Below are 18373 nucleotides of genomic sequence, written 5' to 3' on the forward strand. Positions count from 1 at the left end.
AAAAATAAAAATTTATAAAGTCCCCTTTAAAAAAGGGAACGTATGTTTTATAGTTAATACGAGTCACGCAATAAAATTTTTGTGAGGAAGCCTATGAAAACACCTTTAACAATCGAAATGGAAGAAGTCTTGTACCGCTATTGTCGGGAAAATGGCGATATTGTTGTCGAGGAAGTGACGATGCCAGAAGATCAAGGGATTGTCGATACTTTGAGCTGTCGGTTACTTTTGGACAATCAATTTGAATGGCGTTGTTATGAGCTGAAGGTCTCGAAAGCTGACTTTCGTTCAAAAGCAAAATTATCTTTTATCGGCCATTACAATTATTTTGTTTTGCCAAAAGCCCTATACGAAAAAGTTGAAGCGGAAATCCCTTTAGAAATTGGCGTCTTGGTTTATCACCAATACGCTATTAAAGACGAGCAAAATCTGCCGGGCTATTTTACCGTTGCCAAGAAACCGAAACGCCAAGAGCTTTTGGTCAACGAACAAGCGCTCCTCTTTCGCCTAATCTCTTCTCAAGCGAGAGAAGTCGGCAAGGCCAAGCAAACGACTCGCGGGCTACGGGCATTTTCAACGGATTTGTTATATAAAGAATTAAAAAAGCGCCAACCAGAATATGACTTGTTCGGTGGTAATTTAAATTATTACGATCGTTTTGCCAATGACAACGTGAGTCAAGCCGTTGAAAGCCTAAAAGAAGAATTGGAGGCGACCCGTGCTGCCTATTTTGAACTTTTGGAAAAATTTGAAGGAGGGCGCTGATGTATTATCCTTATTTTAGAAGCAAGCAATTTGATTTGCTGGCGCTGCAGGCGCTCTTAGATGCCGGCCGTTTTCCTGAAGGCATCATCCCGATTATTGAGCCGGTTAAACAAAACAAAGCCCTCTTAAAATTAATTGCGAAATTTCAAGCGGCCGATCATCCCTTTTATCTGATTGTGAATCCACAGGTCGGCGAATTTGCCACAGAAGAAGGCCTGACTAGTTTGGAACAGCTGGCAGTTGAGAAAGCATTTATTTTAGACCAACCTTTAGAGTCATTGGAAAATTCGTATCCTTTAATTATCACCCAAAGTCCACAAATTGTTTTGGAATCAGATTGGCAGCAAAATCAGGCCTTAGTCCTTGTGCCCGAAGAATTTCGCTTATTGGCTAAAATTAAGGGTCCAAAAATTTTATCCCAAGATGGCTTTACCCGCCTTGGTTCCAATAGTTATTATACAGAAGTCCCTGACGAATTAATTTTTGAGAGCAATCAAAAATTAGCACTGCGGGGCTTCAGCGGTTTTTCTGATTTTTCAATTGACAGCCGAATCTATTATGAGCACGGCTATCCTTCAAAACGGTTAGCGCTGCATTTGATTTATATGAAGGATGGAAATGTTCGCATTCACCATTTTGTCTCCGAGGAACTACCCACTCAAAAGGAAAATTTTCTGCAGGTGATGGCAGAAATCAAAGATTGGCAGGAACAATTATGGGAAAACAAGCTGACCTTAGGGGGAGAAATTCTTTTTGAGGCCTTTGACAGAAGCCATTTTCCGGGAATGGGCGTTTTGCGAAAGGCTAGCGTGATGCACCAGCTGGAAATTATGGGGCGGTTTTTGGGGAAGGATGTCTAAGAATAAACTCTTTCCAAAAATTAGGCAGTCAGCCAAAATTTTTGAAAAGAGTTTTACTTCTTAGTCTAGTTGAAAGATTAATTCACCCTTAAATTTTTGTTCAGCAAAATAATTTTGCATGGTAATGCCACTGTGGGAGAAAAACATAGAGAAACTGTTTTTCTTATGATAGAAAGTAATAAACGTTCGATCGGCAGCTAACTCCTCAATTTCAATTTTATCGTATATTTCGAATTGTCCGTTTAAAACACCTAAACGTACGATATGATTGTTAGCTAGCCCTTCTTTTAAGAAACCCACCGAAAGAATCAGAATTACAAAAGCCAACAGTTTAATTTGATTTGCTAAATCGTTTGGCCAAAATACGGCTAATATTCCGATTGATAAAACAAGCGATAGCACAAGTTTAATTCGGTTTTTCTGAGCTTTAATGATAATTTGTCGCTGCTCCCGGATTTCCATTATTAATAAAACTAGCAAAAAGAGAACGATCACAATTGCTTCTGCCATATTTTTCACCTATCCTTTACCACTCAGCTATCGTACCATCGTAATTCTTCCATTGAGGATTAGTCCATACTAACCCTTCTTGAGCGATTTCTTTTATTTTATCTTCATCCATCTCTAAGCCAAGACCAGGTTTTGTCGGAAGATTGACGAAACCATCCTGATATTGGAAAATTTCTTTATTTTTTACAAAATCTAATAAATCAAAGCCTTTGTTGTAATGGATTCCTAAGCTTTGTTCCTGAATAAAAACATTAGGAGTACAAGAATCCACCTGCAACGTCGCCGCTAAAGCAATTGGACCATATGGAGCGTGAGGTGCGACGGCGATATCATAAGCTTCCGCCATTGCTGCAATTTTTCTAGTCTCTAAAATCCCACCACACAGAGCAACATCTGGTTGAATAATATCAATTGCTCCCTGTTGGAAAATATTTTTGAATTGCCAGCGGGTATATAATCGCTCCCCAGTTGCTAGAGGTACAGCTACCGTCTGAGCTACTTCTTTAAAATGTTCTTCGTTTTCCGGCAAAACAACTTCTTCTAGAAACATTGGGTGGTATGGCTCTAAAGCTTTGGCTAAAACTTTGGCCATGGGTTTATGCACGCGACCATGAAAATCAACACCAATCGCCATCTTGTCGCCAAAACGATTACGAATAGAAGCCACTCTTTGGACCACTTCATCTACCTTTTCATAAGAGTCAATATAATGCAATTCTGAAGTGGCGTTCATTTTAACGGCGGTAAAACCACGATCAAAACGGTCTTGAGCTTGTTCAGCAACTTCGTCAGGGCGATCACCACCAATCCAAGAGTACACTTTGATTTTATCCCGAGCAGCTCCCCCTAATAATTCATAGACAGGAACATTGAAGGCTTTTCCTTTGATGTCCCATAAAGCCATCTCCAATCCGGAAACAATTGTGCCATTAATCGGTCCTCCTCTAAAAAAGGACCGATGCATTTCTTGAAATAACCGCTCAATCTCAAAGGGATTGCGACCGATTAAACGATTGCCAATTTCATAAGCACCTGCAACTACTGTTTCGGTTTTCGTTCCGGAAATCATTTCCCCCCAACCTTCAATTCCTTCGTCAGTTGAAACTTTAACGAAAATCCATCTGGGTTTAACTTTATAAACTGTAATTTTAGAAATCTTCACTCTATTTGCCTCCTTCAGCTACTAATTCATCTTGTAAATAATTAACTTTTTTCACTTTGTCAAAGTAATACCATACTCCGCCGAAGATCACTAATAAAATTGGGATACCAATAATTGGGTTGTAAGCAAAAGCAAGAAAGACTAGGTAACTTTGAATCATCGAAGTAGCTGCAAAAGAGGAAATTAATAATGATGAAGTCCCTAAATCAATTCCGACTTTTTGAGCAATCGCTGTTAAAACTGGTGCTGTTGCACTACCACACCATAACAATGAAGCTGTTACGACTAACCCAATTACAATATTTTTCAGCAGATTTCCCCGAGTTAATGCAACAACCATTGCTACTCGGAAAGGTACAACAGCTAAATCGGCAAAAGGTAACACACGGTTGCCAGGTAATACAAGCGCCATCGCAATAGTCAATGGAATAATGATTAAAGCTGTTGTAATAACGTCAGGGTTCCCAACGACAACTGCTGCATCCAAACCGATAAAGAGGCGGCGGCCTTTAAATTTTTGTTGAGACCACTTTTGGGCTGCATCTGAAATTGGCATTAATCCTTCCATAAATAGAGAAGTCATCTTAGGTATTAAAACCAAAACAGCTGACATACTAACTCCCAATTGTAAGATAGCTTTTATATCGTACCCGGCTAAAATACCAATAACCATACCGATAACTAGTCCCATAATCATTGAATCTCCGAAAAATCCTAAATACTTCTGAGCATCCTTGATAGTAAATTTGGATTTTCTAAAGAAAGGAATTTTATCTAGTAACCAATTTAACGGCCAAGCGATGACCAATGATGATAAGGCCGAAACAGTTGGTAGTGAGACACCTGGGATACCAAAGAAATTTTCAACTAGAGGCTGAGACCAATCTGACATTTTAAATGTGATGACAGCCATAATTAATGAAGAACCAACGCCTAAAAAGACATTATCCGTTACAAAGTAGACCATTACCCCGACAATTGCCATGTGGTGATAATTCCAAATATCAACGTCTAGCGTATGGGTTCTTTTTAAGATAAGCAAGATAATATTAACGATTAAAATTCCGAAAATCAAAATAGGGATGATTGGTGACGCCCAAGTAACAGCAGCAATGGAGCCCCAACCAACATCCAATGCATCAAGTTGGACTCCAGTCCGATCAACCATTGCTTTAGCCGCTGGACCGACATTGGTTGTCATAAAGTCCAAAATCAATTTGATACCAGCAAAACCAATCCCTAAAGTCAGACCAGATTTAAAAGCCTTCGTAATTTTCAAACCAAAGATTAAGCCAACAATCGTAATAATTGCCGGCAACATCACTGTTGCCCCTGCATCAATGAAAAAATTAAAAACACTCATAATATACTGCATTTCATTGTTTCCCCCTTATTTTATTCAGTTATTTTTTGATAGATTTCTTCCATCGTCTGATCTACCCCAATGCCGGTTAAAATTGGCATCCCTTTGATTACAGGCACATCCCCTGTCTGTCCTTCAAATTGGCCGGTCGTAATTAATAAGTCATAGTCTTGAACTTTACTTGGCACTTCCATTAATTTTGTTTGAGTGGTTTCAACTTGAACACCATGCTCAGTTAAATAGCTCTTCACTTTCGAAGCAACTACCGTTGAAGTAGCAATTCCATTCCCACAGGCAACTAAAATTCTTTTCATAATATTTTCTTCCTCTCTTTTTTAAAGTATTGCTTTTTTAATTAAATCTAATAATTCTTGGTTATTACTAGCTTGGATCATTGCTAGACGTAAAGGTTCATTTTGAATAATCCCCACGATTTTTTGCAGCATTTCAATCTGTCCATGAGGTTCACCAATTGCCATCATAATGACAATTTGGACAGGTATCTCCTCTTTGTTATCCTCCATATTGTGAAACAAGACAGGCTCTTTTAATGTGGCTATTGCTAGCGTTGTCTTTTTCACCAATTCAAAGTTAGCGTGGGGAATTGCAATACCCGGTGGCGTTGAAGGTAAGCCTGTTGGATATTCCAACTCCCGTTCTTTAATCGCTGCAATATAGTCTTTTTTAACAAAGTCTTTTTCGTATAGTTGGTTTGCTAAATAATCTAATACAGCTTCTTGATTCTCAGCTGAGATATCTCTAAAAACTAGTTCTTCTTTTAATTCTAAATCCATCAAATGGCCTCCTTACAATTATTTAATTTTTGCCAGCAATGCCGCTAACGATTCATGTAATTGATCAATTTGTAAATGTTTGATGTCGTCACTGTTGAACATTCCCGAACCTAATCCTAGATAAGATGCTCCTTGCTCAAAAAAATCTTTCGCATTACCACTGTTAATGCCGCCAACGCCCATTAAAGGCAATTTTCCAAGTGGTGCTTGGACATCTTTAAAAAATTTCGGTCCAACGGTTCCTGCTGGAAAAACTTTCACAATATCCGCTCCTTTGTTAAACATTTGATTGATTTCTGAAGGGGTCATTGCCGCCGGAACTGTCAAAACTTTATTTTGATTAGCAAAATTTAGCATCTCTTTGGTAAATGTGTGCGGACCAAGCAAAAATTTTGCCCCTGCTTGATAAGCAGCTTTAGCTTGATCTAAGGTTCTGACCGTACCAGCCCCTATATTTATTTTTTCACCAAATTTTTTTGATAATTTTGCGATATGCTCTAAAGCGCCTTCAGTATTTAATGTCATTTCCACAGCATAGTCTTCTTCAAATCCCGACATTGCTTGTAAAATCGCTTCTGCTTGAGCATACGTATAGCCTCGCATAATAATTGTTAGTTTAGGATACTCGCTTAACTCCATTGATGCTCCTCCTAAGTTATTTGTCTGATTAATTGATAGATTGTTTTTTCATCCCTCGCAGTCAAAATTGCCTGAATCAACTCCTGATTATCAGCAATTTGGGCTAATTGATTGATGGCTCTTAAATGTTTTGTTAAATCAAAAAAAGCCAATGGTGCAATTAAATGCAATCTTCGTCCATTAGGAAAAACTACTGCTTTTTGAGAGACTAAAAAACTGACACCATCTCTTAAAACCCCATGTTCAACTGTTGTATGGGGGATACACATTTCCGTTCCTAGATAGCCTGCATAGCCTGTTTCAGCGATTTGGCGAATGCAATCAGCAACAAAATCTGCTGTGATAATTTGTTTGTCTAATAAAGGCTGGCAGGCGAGTTCCACCGCAGATTGCCAAGTAAGTTCTTCTGAAACCAACTTGACCGCTGATGGTTGTAGATAATGTAATAAAGAAGGCAGCACGTCATAACTTTCTAAAGAAGTTTCATGGGAATTTTTAATCAGAAACATCTGTAATTCCTCTTTCAGCATGACTAAATCTGTCACTTTAGCATATTTTTGAATAATCTTAGTGACATCTTCAATAGCTTGGTCAATTTCATTGAAACCCAACTCATTTAACACTCGGTAGCGTAAATTAATCTGCTCCTTATATGTCATTAAAGGATTAATAATAAATTGTATTAGTCCACTATCTAAAGGTGTAGTTGAAAACACTAGATCAGCATCTTTTTGAAATTGATAAAAATCTCTCACTGATAAAGACGCGATAAAATGAATTTCCGGAAACAAGCTTTTTAAGTTTTCCCGCATTAATTTTGAAACCATCACTCCGTTGCGACAGACAACAACGGCTCTTGGCTTTTGCTTGACTAAGTTGTTATCATTAGCCAACTGATAGCCGAAATAATAAGAGAGAAGCTCTAATTCATCATTCGGAAAAGCCTTACCTAACCAATCTTCAATTGGTGTTATCAATTCCTTCATCAATTCGACTAAAATTCCGTGACTACTTTCTTGAACTAAATTATCCAAAGAATAAGCACCCAGACTTAAGTTATACGAAATTCGAAAACAAGCCGGTCTTAAATGACTTAAAATTCGTCGTTGAAAATCTTGACGTTCCTCGATTACGATTAAGGTCTGCTCCTCAAACTTGGAAACCATTGCTGCAATTAGACCTTTTAGCTTTATATCAGAGTCATATTCTTGAGTTGTTTTTTTCTCAAAAATATTCGAGGATAAAAATAACAGAGTAAGCCATTCTAAATAATCAGTTGCTAAGCGCCACTCAAACTCACTGAGTAGAATTAATAGCAGTTTATACTCAGGGGTATCTTTCACATTGCCCTCAAAAAAATTAGTCTTTGTTGGACTATTGATTCCTCTGTGAAGTAAGAAACGTAAAGTTGCTTGCAAATAATCTATTGATTCGTCTGAATAGCTCAAATGCAATAATTGTTCCATACCGTGAATAAGATGAATCACTTCATTTTCAGTAATACTTAATTGAAATTGATCCCGATACTCTTCTTTTTGGATAAAATTGTAATGTTTTACCAAGTCTGATAAAAGTTGAAGAATACGATGCTCTGATCCCTTTAATTGGTAGCCATTTATTCGGTCATATTGAATCGTCAACTGATATTTTTCTGCCAGCCATCCAGCTTTTTTAATATCCTCAGATGCAGTGTTTTTACTTACCTCTAAATACTCAATAACATGCTGGAGACTCACATAATCAGTGTTTGCAATCAAAGTAAAAAGAACTAACGCACTGCGCTCATTTTCAGTAAGAATCGTTGCTGTTACCTGTTGTTGGCCAGCTAAACTGTCAAAATTTTTCAAAATGGCTAAAGGAATTAAAAAATCACCAACATGATTTCTTTCAATAATTGGAAGACCTTGAAGTTCCAATTCTTGATTAAATTGATTAATCGAATAATTAATTTGTCTTTTAGTAAGTCCCAACTCCTCTGTTAGTTGTCCAATTTTCAAATTCGGATTTTTAATCAGTAAAGTCAGAATGGTGCGGATCCGTTCATTCATAATATTCCTCCTGATGCATTTCATTATAGCCTTGGAAACTCGTTTTTTGTTAACCCTTTCATCCCCAATTTTGTCACAGCTGCCCAAGTAAAATGTTACACTTTTCAATTTTTAAGCAATTTTTTTGACAAGAAGCACATAATACTTGATTTTAACTCAAATAAAAGAAAGATTTTTTTCAGTTTCACTATGACAATAATTGCAGAGATATTTTTTCACGAGAACTATAAAAAAGCATCAGATAGAATACCCGCATAACGGATTCTATCTGATGCTCTGATCTCAGTATTCATTTTTATTTTAATAATTAATCAAAATAATCCACATGATTCTCTGTTTTAGTCGCTGATGTTTCTTCAACCGCCTGTTCTTGATGTAATAACTCATCAATTTTGCGATTCTTATCGACAATCTGCGCTTCATAGGTGGCCCGCAATTCAGAAATCTGGTTTTCATAATCACGAATCAGTTTTTCATTGGCTGATTGGACCTTTTTATCTAAATCGTCATTAAAGATAGCCAACTCTTTTTCCTGATTTTTAATGGTTTTTTTCTGATTCCAAACCGTCGCTGTGCTCGTTAAAATACCGATTAAGCCGCCAATAATCGCCGACCCTAGAATGATTAGAATTAGCGGAGCCTGCATGGAAGTCACTAGAAAACTGACATTCACTTGATTGTTATTCGTTATGGCAAACAACACAATAATCAAAATTAAAATAAAACCAACAATAATCCGCCATTGATTTTTCATAAAAACTCCCCCAACTATTTTTTATTGAATAAACCGCCTGCTAAAAAATCCCCCACATGAGGAAATAGTGTGTAAAAACGGGCAGCAACTTCCATCACTTGTGGTGCATTGACTTCCCGTCGTTCCCTTTGGACGCCGCGAATAATTTTGCGGGCCAATTTTTGCGGCTGCAGTACAAACATGTCGACAGATTTTAAATAATCGCCACTTGGATCTGCCTTATCGAAAAATTCAGTCGCAATCGGTCCGGGATTAACCGTCATCACCCGCACGTTAGCCGGTTTTAATTCTAAGCGCAGGGCATTAGAAAAACCTAAAACAGCAAATTTGGTCGCCGAGTAGACTGCTGATTTTGCAGTGGCCATTTTACCCGCCATTGATGCAATATTAATAATTTGGCCATCTTCTCTTTCGACCATCTCAATTGCAAATTTTTGCGTCAGGTACATCATGCCAAGAATGTTCACTTCAAACATCTTGCGGACGTCTTCAAAATCAAAGGCTACAAAGTTTTCAAAAATACCAAAACCAGCATTGTTAATTAGAACATCGACTTGACCGACTTCTTCTTTTAATCTTACAAAAAAATTGTCGATACTTTCTGGATTGGCAACATCCAACTGTAAAGCATAGGCTGGCTTGCCGCTGATTTCCATACAGTTTTCTTTGACTTTGCCAATCAAATTAATTCTTCTAGCACAGGTGACCACAATGGCCCCCTGCCGGGCTGCTTCATAGCACAGCTGCTCGCCTAATCCGGCTGAGCCACCGGTTACAACGACGACTTTATCCTGCAAATTCAATTTCAAATCCCCCTAAGAAAATTTTATGTCAATGATATCAAAGTCTTTGACTAATTTTGTATTTACAAAAATTTCTTGTGCTTCTTTTTCTAATTCTTGGCTTTCTTTTGCCAAATATCTGGCGCTGATGTGGGTCAATAATAACTGACCAACATTAGCCGTTTTTGCCACTTCAGCGGCTTGGTGGGTGGTGGAATGGTAATAATTCTTTGCCATTTTCTTTTGATCTTTATTGAAGGTGCTTTCGTGAACCAAAAGATTGCTGCCGGCTGCTAGTCGAATGGCAGCATCTGTTTTACGGGTGTCCCCTAAAATCGTTACCACACGACCCTTTTTGGTTGCCCCTAAAAATTCTTTGCCGTCAATCTGACGACCGTCGGCCAGCTCAACCACTTCACCTTTTTTTAATTTACCATAAAGCGGTCCAGAAGGGATGTTTAACGCTTTTAATTTTTCAACCTGCAGCTCCCCCGGATAGTCCTGCTCGACAATTCGGTAACCGTAGCTGGTAATGCCATGATCCAGCTGGCTGCAATAAACTGAAAAAGTTTTGTCTTCAAAAATCAAGCCTTCATGAACTTCGATAAATTTCAGTGGGTAGCTCAAGCGGGTCTGGGAAATTTTTAGTGCGGTTTCCACAAAATCCTGCAGCCCACGAGGACCATAGAGCTCAAGGGTTTCTTCCCCACCTTGAAAAGAGCGGCTGCTCAAAAGACCCGGCAGTCCAAAAATGTGATCACCGTGAAGATGCGTGATAAAAATTTTATTAATCTTTCCCGGTCGAATGGTCGTGTGCAAAATTTGCATCTGAGTGCCTTCCCCACAATCAAACAACCAAATTTCATTTCGTTCGTTCAATAATTTTAAAGCGGCCGCCGTTACATTACGATGTTTGGCTGGTACACCGGCCCCTGTTCCTAAAAATTCTAATTCCATAATCTACCTGACTTTCTCCTCAAATCACTTCATTTTAAAAGATAACTTTTAGAATGTAAATCATTTCCTTATTTTAAAGGTAATTGCAGTTGAAAGACAGTGCCTCGAGGTTGATTATCCAAAACTGAAATCTTGCCACCGTGGAGTTTCACAATCCACATCGCAATCGATAAGCCGATACCATAGCCGCCGGTGTCACGATTTCTTGAGGCGTCTGCCCGATAAAAACGATCGAAAATATGGGCTTTGGCTTCATCTGAAATGCCAGAACCAGTATCTTTGACTTCTAGCAGCCAATCATTGCCGCGGAAAGTTGAGACAACCGTGACACTTTCACCGGCAATCGTATACTTCATCGCATTATCTATCAAGATTAATAAAAGCTGTTGGATTTTTTCCGGATCAATCGAAATTTGACGATTTTCGCCTAAGCTTAAAGAAAATTCTTTGTCTTCAGCAGCCAAAATTTCGCCGTAGGGTTCCAACGTTTTATTTAAGAAGTCATTGACCTTCGTAGGCTGCTTCACAGCTAAAACGGCATCGCTATCGGAACGAGCCAGCATCAGCAAATCATTAGTCAAACGGCTGAGGCGCTGCACTTCATTTAACGACAGAGCAATGTCTTCTGATTCCTCTAAAATCGTTCGCTCCGGCTTGGTAAAAAGTCCTTCTAATTTGGCCTGAATAATCGTCAGTGGTGTCCGTAGTTCATGGGAAGCATTTTCGACAAACTGCTGTTGTTTGCGCCAAGAAGCGATAATCGGTTGGATGAAGCGCCCGGATAAATAATAGCTGAGTAAAATCGAAAAGGCCGCAAAGACTAGCATACAGATAATTAAAATTTTGCGGAAACTATCTACTGATTGGGTAATTTGATCGGTATTAGTTAAAATCTGGACATAGGCCACTTGACTTGCCGCTTCAGCAGACTCTGAAGTTGTAGTTTCTGAGGTGGCTTGGTCGCTGTAATGTTCTGCCTCCGTGTCATTTTCAACAACAATTGAACGAAAGCCTAATGTTTGATCATCGGCATCGGAAATACTTAAGTTGGTGATTTCATTCAACTTTGAAGTGTCTAAGCTCAAATTGACAAAATCATACATCCGGATGCCGAGGGAATCACTATTCAAGATTTCTCCATCGGCTGACCAGAGAATCACCTGCTCTTGAAAGTTTTCAACTTTTTCAGTCCCTTCGCCGTTTTGTGAACTGCCTTTAGGGAACGCCGCATCGCCATTTTTCATGGAGTTGTCAATATTTTGGGTACGAGATATCGTATCCGCTAAAATTGCTTCGTTGTTGTAAAATTTTGTCAGATTGGTGTCGACTTGCGAATACATCGAGCTTTGAACAAAGTGAAACACTAAAATGCCTAAGAGGATAAAAATTGCTGCAAAGGAAATAAAGGTCAGCACAAAATAACGGGTCTGCTGTTTTTTTAATGAGTCTTCTCCCATCGCGACACCTAGGACTCAATGGCAATCGGCTGTAAAATATAGCCAACATTACGCAATGTTTTAATCCAACTGTCTAAGCCAAAGGGTTTTAAATGTTTGCGCAAATTACTCATATAAACTTCCACGACAGTTAATGTCGTGTCCGATTGAAAGCCCCAAATTCGATCAAAGAGCTGATCTTTCGTGACAATCCGGCCCTTGTTTTGCAGCAAATAGGTCAAGAGGTCAAACTCTTTGCCCTGTAATGCAATTTCTGTGCCGCCATAGGTCACGCGGCGATTTTTCAAACTGATGGTTAGCCCCATCTCTTCAATCTCGTTGCCTTCATGCATCCCTAAAGAGCGTCTCAAGAGCGCTTGAGCCCGCAAGAAAAGTTCTTCCCGATGAAAAGGCTTGGTTAAATAATCATCCGCTCCAATTTCAAAGCCGTTGATTTTATCTTCAAAGGCATCTTTGGCGGTCAAAATCAAAACCGGCGTATAAATTTGTTTGTTTCTTAGGCTAGCGAGCACCTCTTCACCGGACATTTCGGGAATCATCAAATCTAGAACAATCAAGTCATAAATTTCCCGCTCGCCTTCATAGACAGCCTCAGAGCCATCGTAGACCTGCACGATTTCACCTAATTCCTGCAGTACATCTTTAATACTGTCAGAAAGAATCACATCATCTTCGACAATTAATAATTTCATGGGAACCCTCTTTTCTCCGTTGACAAAAAAACTAGGACGGCTTTGGCGCCAGCCCTAGCGGAGTCACTTATTTTTCTTCTTGGTGGTCACTGGTTTTTTGGGGATGTTTTTCCGCCCATTTATTTTTTGCTGCTTCATCCGGTTGCTTTTCTAATTCTTGAGCATCCTTTAAATCAGCCTCCACATCATCATAATCTAAACGAGTAATTTCTCCCCCTAAGCGAAACATCGCTAAATCATTTAAGGGACGATTGTCTTCTTCATTGGCAATTAAAATCAGCCCAGTATCGCCTTCGCCAATCTTGTCAGTTAAAAATTCAAAAACGCTTTGAGCATTGCGAATTTCTTTAACATCTTGGGAAGCTCCAATCATGCCACCTGCAAACCAGCCTAATAAAATTCCTAGTGGTCCGCCTAAAATCCCAACGAGCATTCCAATAAAGCCGCCGGTGGATGCTTTATTATTGCCGGTGAAATCTAAAAAGTCTTCAATTTCAAATTTATGGGCGCCATCATTGGTGTGGCGAATCACCGCCATTTGCTCAGCCTTCATATTGTTTTGTGCAACAATTTTTTTCGCCTCAGAAAATGCTTGATAAGCTTTGCTTTCAATATCAAAGTTCATAATAATTACGCGTTTACTCATTTAATTGCCTCCTTTTAATTTAAACCTAGTGTACCAAGAAAAAAGCAAAAAGGGAAAGAATATTCTTTCCCTTCGCCAAGGTTTAACGGCGACCGCCTGACATTCCATTTCCTGAACTTGTTCCAGAAGTCGTCGTGACAGAAGTCAAACTGTAAGTGCCCACAGTCGAGACATCAGCAGAAAGTGTTACATTAGTGCCGCTACCCATATCAGCAGAACTGGTCACTAAATAATTGACTTGGTTTTCAAACGTGTAGCTAATCACTTCACCGCTATCTGTGCTGACTGTCACTGTTGAACCAGCAGCAATTGTACTGTCTGGAACTACTGCCAAACTATATTGACTGGAGTCGCTGCTGACAGTTTGTGACATTCCGGAAGTTCCCCCAGCTAATAAAGTACCGCCGCTAAGTTCAAAGGTACCGTTATAATCAAGGACTCCGTTGTCATTGCTATTGGGCCCATCAACGATTAAAGTACCACCGCTCATAGTTACATTGCCGTTACTGTCGATGCCGTCACCTTCTGAGACTATCACTGTCGTTGTGCCGCCTTGAATATCAATCAAGGCATCTTCATCGGTGGTGTCACCACCACCACCGCCGCCCATAAAGGAATCTGAACCGAAGCCACCAGATGATGTGGTATCGTCACTGCCACCGGCTGCGTTAATGCCGTCATCAGAAGCTCTCACTTCATTGGTTCCACCGGTAATCGTCACTGTCGTACCCTCTAAGCCTTCATAAGAAGTATTGACGGTTGTTTGCCCATCTGTAATTAGTAAAGCATTGTCAGCGTGAATACCATCATCACCGGAGCTAAGATCCAAGTTGCCGCCGTTGATTGTGACATCATTGTTGCTGTGGATGCTATCATCAGCTGAATCAATTGTAAACGTACCGGCGTCAATAATTAAATTGGCGCCGGCTTTTAAGCCTTTATAACTTTGAGTTGTATCAGAAACAGTTGCGTCTGCACCACCACCGGCTGTAATTTCAATCGTCGCTTCAGAAATAGAAAGATTTGTTTCTGCTTGAATCCCATCATTGCCTGAGTTGATTGTAAAATCGCCACCGTCAATAGCAATCCAGCCAGTATCTGTATCTGTCCCGTTGACTTGGATTCCATCACCGCTGGTCGTCGTTAAGTCAAAGGTCCCGCCAGCAATCGATAAAGAATCTTTGGCTTTAATTGCGTTATTCACGGCTGTTACTTGGATGTTCCCGTTGGTGATGACCACGTCATCTTTACCGCGAATCCCATTATTATAATTACCATTGACAATTAATGTGCCTGAGCCGTTGATGGTTAAATCATCCTTACTAAAAATTGCGGCATCTGGCTCATCTTCATCAGCCGAATCATAGACATAATCACTGCCATCTGAAACAGTATTCGTGGTACCTTCCGCTAAAGTAATTTTAACTTTTTCAGCCTGTTCCACATAAATGGCTGAAGAATCGTCGTTAGTGATGGTCACGCCATTTAAAACTAATTGAACTTCGTCGGCGTCAGCATCGGCGCTGACAATAATTTCACCGTCGTACTCGCCACTTAAAATATAGGTACCACCGGTTGTAATAGTAATTACACCATCACTTTCTGTCGCCCCTTCGCCGTCAATCTCTGCCGAATCGCCATTTAAAGTAATGGTGGTAGCAGTACTCTCATCATATGATTCGTCGTAGTCATCATCTGTATAAGAGCCGTAGGTGCCGTCAGTATTTTGAGCAGCACTATCGGTTGCAACAGTTGTGGCTTCTGAGCTGCTAGTCGTCGTCGAACTGCTAGTGCTGGTTTCACCACTGGCTGTCGAACAAGCTGCTAGCATTATTAAAACCGTTGAGAGGGTTAATCCGAGAATATATTTTTTCTTCATTAGTTGTTCACCTGCTTTATAAATTATAGTTCATCTTTATTTGTCGCAACTTTGCCGGAAACAATCGGCAAGTTTCCGTTGCGGACGCGAATTTCATCAATTAAATCTTTTTCTAAATAGACATCTTTTAGTTTGAGTAAATATCTCAGTTCATATAGGGAACCCATTGTCGTAGTCCGAACGGAGGTATTTGAAAATTCGTAAGTATATTTTTCAAATAAATCATCAAACAAACCGGGATAATCTAAATCTTCCGGAATCGTAATCCGCAGCTCTCTTTCAGCAACTTTATTATTTTCGCCAAACTTGACGGTATTCAATAAAATTAAAAAGGCACTGATAATCACTGAGAAGATAACAACATAGCCGACATAGCCGGTCCCTGTTGCCAAACCGATACCCATTGCCCAAAAAATTGAGGTGATTTCTCTGGAACCGCCGGCTACTGAACGGAACCGAATGAGACTAAAGGCGCCAAGGACAGCAAGACCCGTACCTAAATTGCCATTGACTAGCATGATGACCAATTGTACTAAGGCTGGCATCACGGCTAAAGTAATCACAAAATTTTTCGAATAAACATTTCGATACATATGCACGCAAGCGACAATTAAACCTGCGACTAGGGCAACGGCCGTACAAATTAAAACAATTGGCAGTGTCGCAGTAATCGCATTACCGCTGGCATCCGTTAAGAGACTAGATAACATGTTGCATTTCCTCCTTTGACAGATGACGTAGATAGGTTTGGGCATATTTTGAAAACGTACCCGCATAAATCCCCAGCTCAGATAAAATTTCGGTAAACCAGACAGGATAAGCTCCTAGTGCTTTGACTTCCATCAGCACTTCAACATCTGGCGCGACTAATTTCCCTTGACTGCCATGGGAAATATCTAAATCATTTGTCCGATAACGAATATTAAAATCAAAGGTAACACGAAAATCATTCTCTTGTTCATCCCGTAATTGATACGCTCGACGATCATAGGCAATCATCACTTTAGGCGTGATTTTTTGACGAGCAATCAACCAATCAATCTCATTTCTAATCTGTTGGTCTTTATGGGCAACGACTTCTTGAGAATTTTTTACAAGATGATAATTTTTAGCTGCCTCATAGGAAAGAGCCACCCGCCGTTTATAGACAACTCCCCGAACCTTTTTCTTAATTTCTAAAAAGGCCTCGCTGGAATTTTGGGGCACGCCATAACTCCGTAGACGAAATTTTTCTTTGTACTTTGGTTTTTCAATCGAACGATTAATCATCCGATAATCATCGGTATCGTAGTAAACAGAGATTATCGTGTGGAGACCAAATTGATCTTCCTCCATATAAGGATCGAGAAACTCACTTAATAACTCAAAATCTGCTAGACTCAGCAAATATTTTTTTTCCTTTCGTTCAAATACCCGTTTAAGTTTTACCATATCCAATCACCTCAAATTTTTAAATTCTGGACTTAGCTTAAGCGGATTACCATAAAGCTAACTTAAAAAAGACCGCTAAACACAAGGTTTAGCGGTCTTTTCAAACTATTTTCATAATTTCGTCACAGACTTTAAAAATTTATTAGCAAAAATTATTCGACAAATTCAAATTCATATTTACCGATATGCACGATGTCACCGTCTTTTGCTCCTCTAGCCCGCAGTGCATCATCGACACCCATGCCCCGCAATTGTCGAGCAAAGCGCATGATGGTTTCATCATGGCCAAAATTGGTCATCTCAAATAATTTTTCTAATTTTTCGCCGGCTAAAATCCAAGAAGCATCGGGAGCCCGATCAATCGTGAACTCCGGTTCGTCAGATTGGTAGCCGTAATTAACAACTTCTTCCTCCAGCTCTTCATCATATAAAGGGAATTCTGAGGTTGTTTCTAATAAATCGGCAGTTGCACTTAATAGCGGTTCGATACCTTTACGGGTCACGCCGGAAATTGGAAATACCGGAATCGGTTCTGCAAATTCATCCACTTGCTCGGCGGCTAATTTTTCTTTAAAGACTTTCAGATTTTCCTCAGCATCTGGCATATCCATTTTATTAGCTACAATAATTTGCGGACGTTCCAGTAAACGCAGATTATGTTCTGCCAATTCTTTATTGATGGCTAAATAATCTTCATAAGGGTCACGGCCTTCCATGCCGCTCATGTCAATCACATGTAAGATAACTCGCGTTCGTTCGATGTGGCGCAAAAATTGCGTACCCAAACCGACACCTTGGGAAGCTCCTTCAATTAAACCGGGTAAGTCAGCAGCCACAAAGCTGCGGCCATCGTTAGTGGTCACCATCCCTAAATTCGGCACTAAAGTCGTAAAGTGATAGGCGCCGATTTTTGGTCGAGCTGCTGAAATTACTGAAAGCAGTGTCGATTTTCCGACAGAAGGAAAGCCAACTAGGCCGACATCTGCTAAAACTTTTAATTCCATTTCAATACGACGTTCTTGACCAGGTTCACCATTTTCAGCAATTTCTGGTGCTGGGTTTCGCGGTGAAGCAAAGCGAATATTACCGCGACCGCCGCGACCGCCTTTGGCAACAACTAAGCTTTGACCGTCTTCAATTAAATCGCCAATCAAGCTACCCGTTTCTGCATCTCTCACCGTTGTACCCGGTGGCACTTTAACTAATAAATCTTCTGAGCCACGGCCGTGCATGCCTTTACTCATGCCGTTTTCGCCGGCTGGTGCTTTAAAATGCCGATTAAAACGAAAGTCCATTAAAGTTCGCAAACCTTCATCCACTACAAACACGACATCGCCGCCACGACCGCCATCACCACCGGCCGGTCCGCCATCAGGCACATATTTCTCTCTTCTAAAAGCAACCATTCCGTCTCCGCCTTTGCCGGCTTTAACATCAATTGTTACTTGATCCAAAAACATGGACATTGTCTTCCTCCAAGTCTAAAAATTAATTTTATTTATTTTCTTTCATTTCCACTTTAATTTATTTAAAAAAATCTTTGTAAAGCAGTCCACAGTAAACAAAAGTCCCTATTATTTTAGCGGTGTCAGCGGCTTTTGTCCACGTTAAACTGTCAATCCATGAAAAAAATG

Annotated in this window: 19 protein-coding genes; 2 read left to right on the forward strand and 17 right to left on the reverse strand. The window is 39.8% G+C overall.

What is annotated here, in order from left to right; genetic code table 11:
* The first annotated feature begins 93 nt into the window (after positions 1-93).
* Together ACYSNU_RS08160 and ACYSNU_RS08165 are read left to right on the forward strand one after the other, a co-directional pair.
* A complete protein-coding gene (locus ACYSNU_RS08160; protein ID WP_461736684.1) occupies positions 94-765 on the forward strand; it encodes a hypothetical protein in 672 nt (223 codons plus the stop codon).
* Entirely contained in the window at positions 765-1625 is an 861-nt protein-coding gene (locus ACYSNU_RS08165; RefSeq protein WP_461736685.1) for a sce7725 family protein, read from the forward strand. Before ACYSNU_RS08160 ends, ACYSNU_RS08165 begins: the two co-directional genes overlap by 1 nt.
* Positions 1626-1685: 60 nt before the next feature.
* On the opposite strand, the gene ACYSNU_RS08170 is transcribed toward ACYSNU_RS08165, so the two are convergent.
* The 17 genes from ACYSNU_RS08170 to obgE all read right to left on the reverse strand — a co-directional run bounded on the left by ACYSNU_RS08170 (position 1686) and on the right by obgE (position 18205).
* Entirely contained in the window at positions 1686-2135 is a 450-nt protein-coding gene (locus ACYSNU_RS08170) for a hypothetical protein (RefSeq protein ID WP_461736686.1), read from the reverse strand.
* A gap of 16 nt (positions 2136-2151) precedes the next feature.
* The gene (gene dgoD / locus ACYSNU_RS08175; RefSeq protein WP_265457668.1) at positions 2152-3297 is read right to left on the reverse strand and encodes a galactonate dehydratase; all 1146 of its coding nucleotides are present in this window, start codon (positions 3295-3297) and stop codon (positions 2152-2154) included.
* Position 3298: 1 nt separating this feature from the next.
* Entirely contained in the window at positions 3299-4672 is a 1374-nt protein-coding gene (locus ACYSNU_RS08180; RefSeq protein ID WP_461736687.1) for a PTS galactitol transporter subunit IIC, read from the reverse strand.
* 20 nt (positions 4673-4692) lie between these two features.
* A complete protein-coding gene (locus ACYSNU_RS08185) occupies positions 4693-4974 on the reverse strand; it encodes a PTS sugar transporter subunit IIB (protein WP_461736688.1) in 282 nt (93 codons plus the stop codon).
* Between the two features lie 21 nt (positions 4975-4995).
* Positions 4996-5454: a PTS sugar transporter subunit IIA gene (locus tag ACYSNU_RS08190; protein ID WP_461736689.1), complete on the reverse strand. Its 459-nt coding sequence runs from the start codon at positions 5452-5454 to the stop codon at positions 4996-4998.
* Between the two features lie 18 nt (positions 5455-5472).
* Positions 5473-6093, reverse strand: a complete 621-nt coding sequence (locus tag ACYSNU_RS08195; RefSeq protein WP_461736690.1) for a bifunctional 4-hydroxy-2-oxoglutarate aldolase/2-dehydro-3-deoxy-phosphogluconate aldolase — start codon at positions 6091-6093, stop codon at positions 5473-5475.
* A gap of 11 nt (positions 6094-6104) precedes the next feature.
* Positions 6105-8141 (reverse strand): BglG family transcription antiterminator, encoded by a 2037-nt coding sequence (locus ACYSNU_RS08200; protein WP_461736691.1) that lies wholly within the window; start codon positions 8139-8141, stop codon positions 6105-6107.
* A 307-nt stretch (positions 8142-8448) separates the two neighbouring features.
* Positions 8449-8895: a LapA family protein gene (locus tag ACYSNU_RS08205; RefSeq protein WP_461736692.1), complete on the reverse strand. Its 447-nt coding sequence runs from the start codon at positions 8893-8895 to the stop codon at positions 8449-8451.
* A 14-nt stretch (positions 8896-8909) separates the two neighbouring features.
* The gene (locus ACYSNU_RS08210; RefSeq protein ID WP_461736693.1) at positions 8910-9698 is read right to left on the reverse strand and encodes an SDR family NAD(P)-dependent oxidoreductase; all 789 of its coding nucleotides are present in this window, start codon (positions 9696-9698) and stop codon (positions 8910-8912) included.
* A 12-nt stretch (positions 9699-9710) separates the two neighbouring features.
* Positions 9711-10634: a ribonuclease Z gene (rnz, locus tag ACYSNU_RS08215; RefSeq protein ID WP_461736694.1), complete on the reverse strand. Its 924-nt coding sequence runs from the start codon at positions 10632-10634 to the stop codon at positions 9711-9713.
* A gap of 68 nt (positions 10635-10702) precedes the next feature.
* Complete coding sequence (locus ACYSNU_RS08220; RefSeq protein WP_461736695.1) at positions 10703-12091, reverse strand: sensor histidine kinase; 1389 nt, start codon at positions 12089-12091, stop codon at positions 10703-10705.
* An 8-nt stretch (positions 12092-12099) separates the two neighbouring features.
* A complete protein-coding gene (locus ACYSNU_RS08225; protein WP_265457684.1) occupies positions 12100-12783 on the reverse strand; it encodes a response regulator transcription factor in 684 nt (227 codons plus the stop codon).
* Between the two features lie 67 nt (positions 12784-12850).
* A complete protein-coding gene (locus ACYSNU_RS08230; protein ID WP_461736696.1) occupies positions 12851-13429 on the reverse strand; it encodes a DUF1269 domain-containing protein in 579 nt (192 codons plus the stop codon).
* 82 nt (positions 13430-13511) lie between these two features.
* Positions 13512-15308: a carbohydrate-binding domain-containing protein gene (locus ACYSNU_RS08235; RefSeq protein WP_461736697.1), complete on the reverse strand. Its 1797-nt coding sequence runs from the start codon at positions 15306-15308 to the stop codon at positions 13512-13514.
* Positions 15309-15331: 23 nt separating this feature from the next.
* Complete coding sequence (locus ACYSNU_RS08240) at positions 15332-16018, reverse strand: DUF4956 domain-containing protein (RefSeq protein ID WP_461736698.1); 687 nt, start codon at positions 16016-16018, stop codon at positions 15332-15334.
* Positions 16008-16739 (reverse strand): VTC domain-containing protein, encoded by a 732-nt coding sequence (locus ACYSNU_RS08245; RefSeq protein ID WP_461736699.1) that lies wholly within the window; start codon positions 16737-16739, stop codon positions 16008-16010. Before ACYSNU_RS08245 ends, ACYSNU_RS08240 begins: the two co-directional genes overlap by 11 nt.
* A gap of 152 nt (positions 16740-16891) precedes the next feature.
* Positions 16892-18205, reverse strand: a complete 1314-nt coding sequence (gene obgE / locus ACYSNU_RS08250) for a GTPase ObgE (RefSeq protein WP_461736700.1) — start codon at positions 18203-18205, stop codon at positions 16892-16894.
* Positions 18206-18373 lie beyond the last annotated feature (168 nt).

Source organism: Enterococcus sp. LJL120 (assembly GCF_054871765.1).

Coding starts and splice junctions, on each gene's coding strand:
- ACYSNU_RS08160 (WP_461736684.1), top strand. CDS start 94: ATGAAAACACCTTTAACAATCGAAATGGAAGAAGTCTTGTACCGCTAT.
- ACYSNU_RS08165 (WP_461736685.1), top strand. CDS start 765: ATGTATTATCCTTATTTTAGAAGCAAGCAATTTGATTTGCTGGCGCTG.
- ACYSNU_RS08170 (WP_461736686.1), bottom strand. CDS start 2,135: ATGGCAGAAGCAATTGTGATCGTTCTCTTTTTGCTAGTTTTATTAATA.
- ACYSNU_RS08180 (WP_461736687.1), bottom strand. CDS start 4,672: ATGCAGTATATTATGAGTGTTTTTAATTTTTTCATTGATGCAGGGGCA.
- ACYSNU_RS08185 (WP_461736688.1), bottom strand. CDS start 4,974: ATGAAAAGAATTTTAGTTGCCTGTGGGAATGGAATTGCTACTTCAACG.
- ACYSNU_RS08190 (WP_461736689.1), bottom strand. CDS start 5,454: ATGGATTTAGAATTAAAAGAAGAACTAGTTTTTAGAGATATCTCAGCT.
- ACYSNU_RS08195 (WP_461736690.1), bottom strand. CDS start 6,093: ATGGAGTTAAGCGAGTATCCTAAACTAACAATTATTATGCGAGGCTAT.
- ACYSNU_RS08200 (WP_461736691.1), bottom strand. CDS start 8,141: ATGAATGAACGGATCCGCACCATTCTGACTTTACTGATTAAAAATCCG.
- ACYSNU_RS08205 (WP_461736692.1), bottom strand. CDS start 8,895: ATGAAAAATCAATGGCGGATTATTGTTGGTTTTATTTTAATTTTGATT.
- rnz (WP_461736694.1), bottom strand. CDS start 10,634: ATGGAATTAGAATTTTTAGGAACAGGGGCCGGTGTACCAGCCAAACAT.
- ACYSNU_RS08220 (WP_461736695.1), bottom strand. CDS start 12,091: ATGGGAGAAGACTCATTAAAAAAACAGCAGACCCGTTATTTTGTGCTG.
- ACYSNU_RS08225 (WP_265457684.1), bottom strand. CDS start 12,783: ATGAAATTATTAATTGTCGAAGATGATGTGATTCTTTCTGACAGTATT.
- ACYSNU_RS08230 (WP_461736696.1), bottom strand. CDS start 13,429: ATGAGTAAACGCGTAATTATTATGAACTTTGATATTGAAAGCAAAGCT.
- ACYSNU_RS08235 (WP_461736697.1), bottom strand. CDS start 15,308: ATGAAGAAAAAATATATTCTCGGATTAACCCTCTCAACGGTTTTAATA.
- ACYSNU_RS08240 (WP_461736698.1), bottom strand. CDS start 16,018: ATGTTATCTAGTCTCTTAACGGATGCCAGCGGTAATGCGATTACTGCG.
- ACYSNU_RS08245 (WP_461736699.1), bottom strand. CDS start 16,739: ATGGTAAAACTTAAACGGGTATTTGAACGAAAGGAAAAAAAATATTTG.
- obgE (WP_461736700.1), bottom strand. CDS start 18,205: ATGTCCATGTTTTTGGATCAAGTAACAATTGATGTTAAAGCCGGCAAA.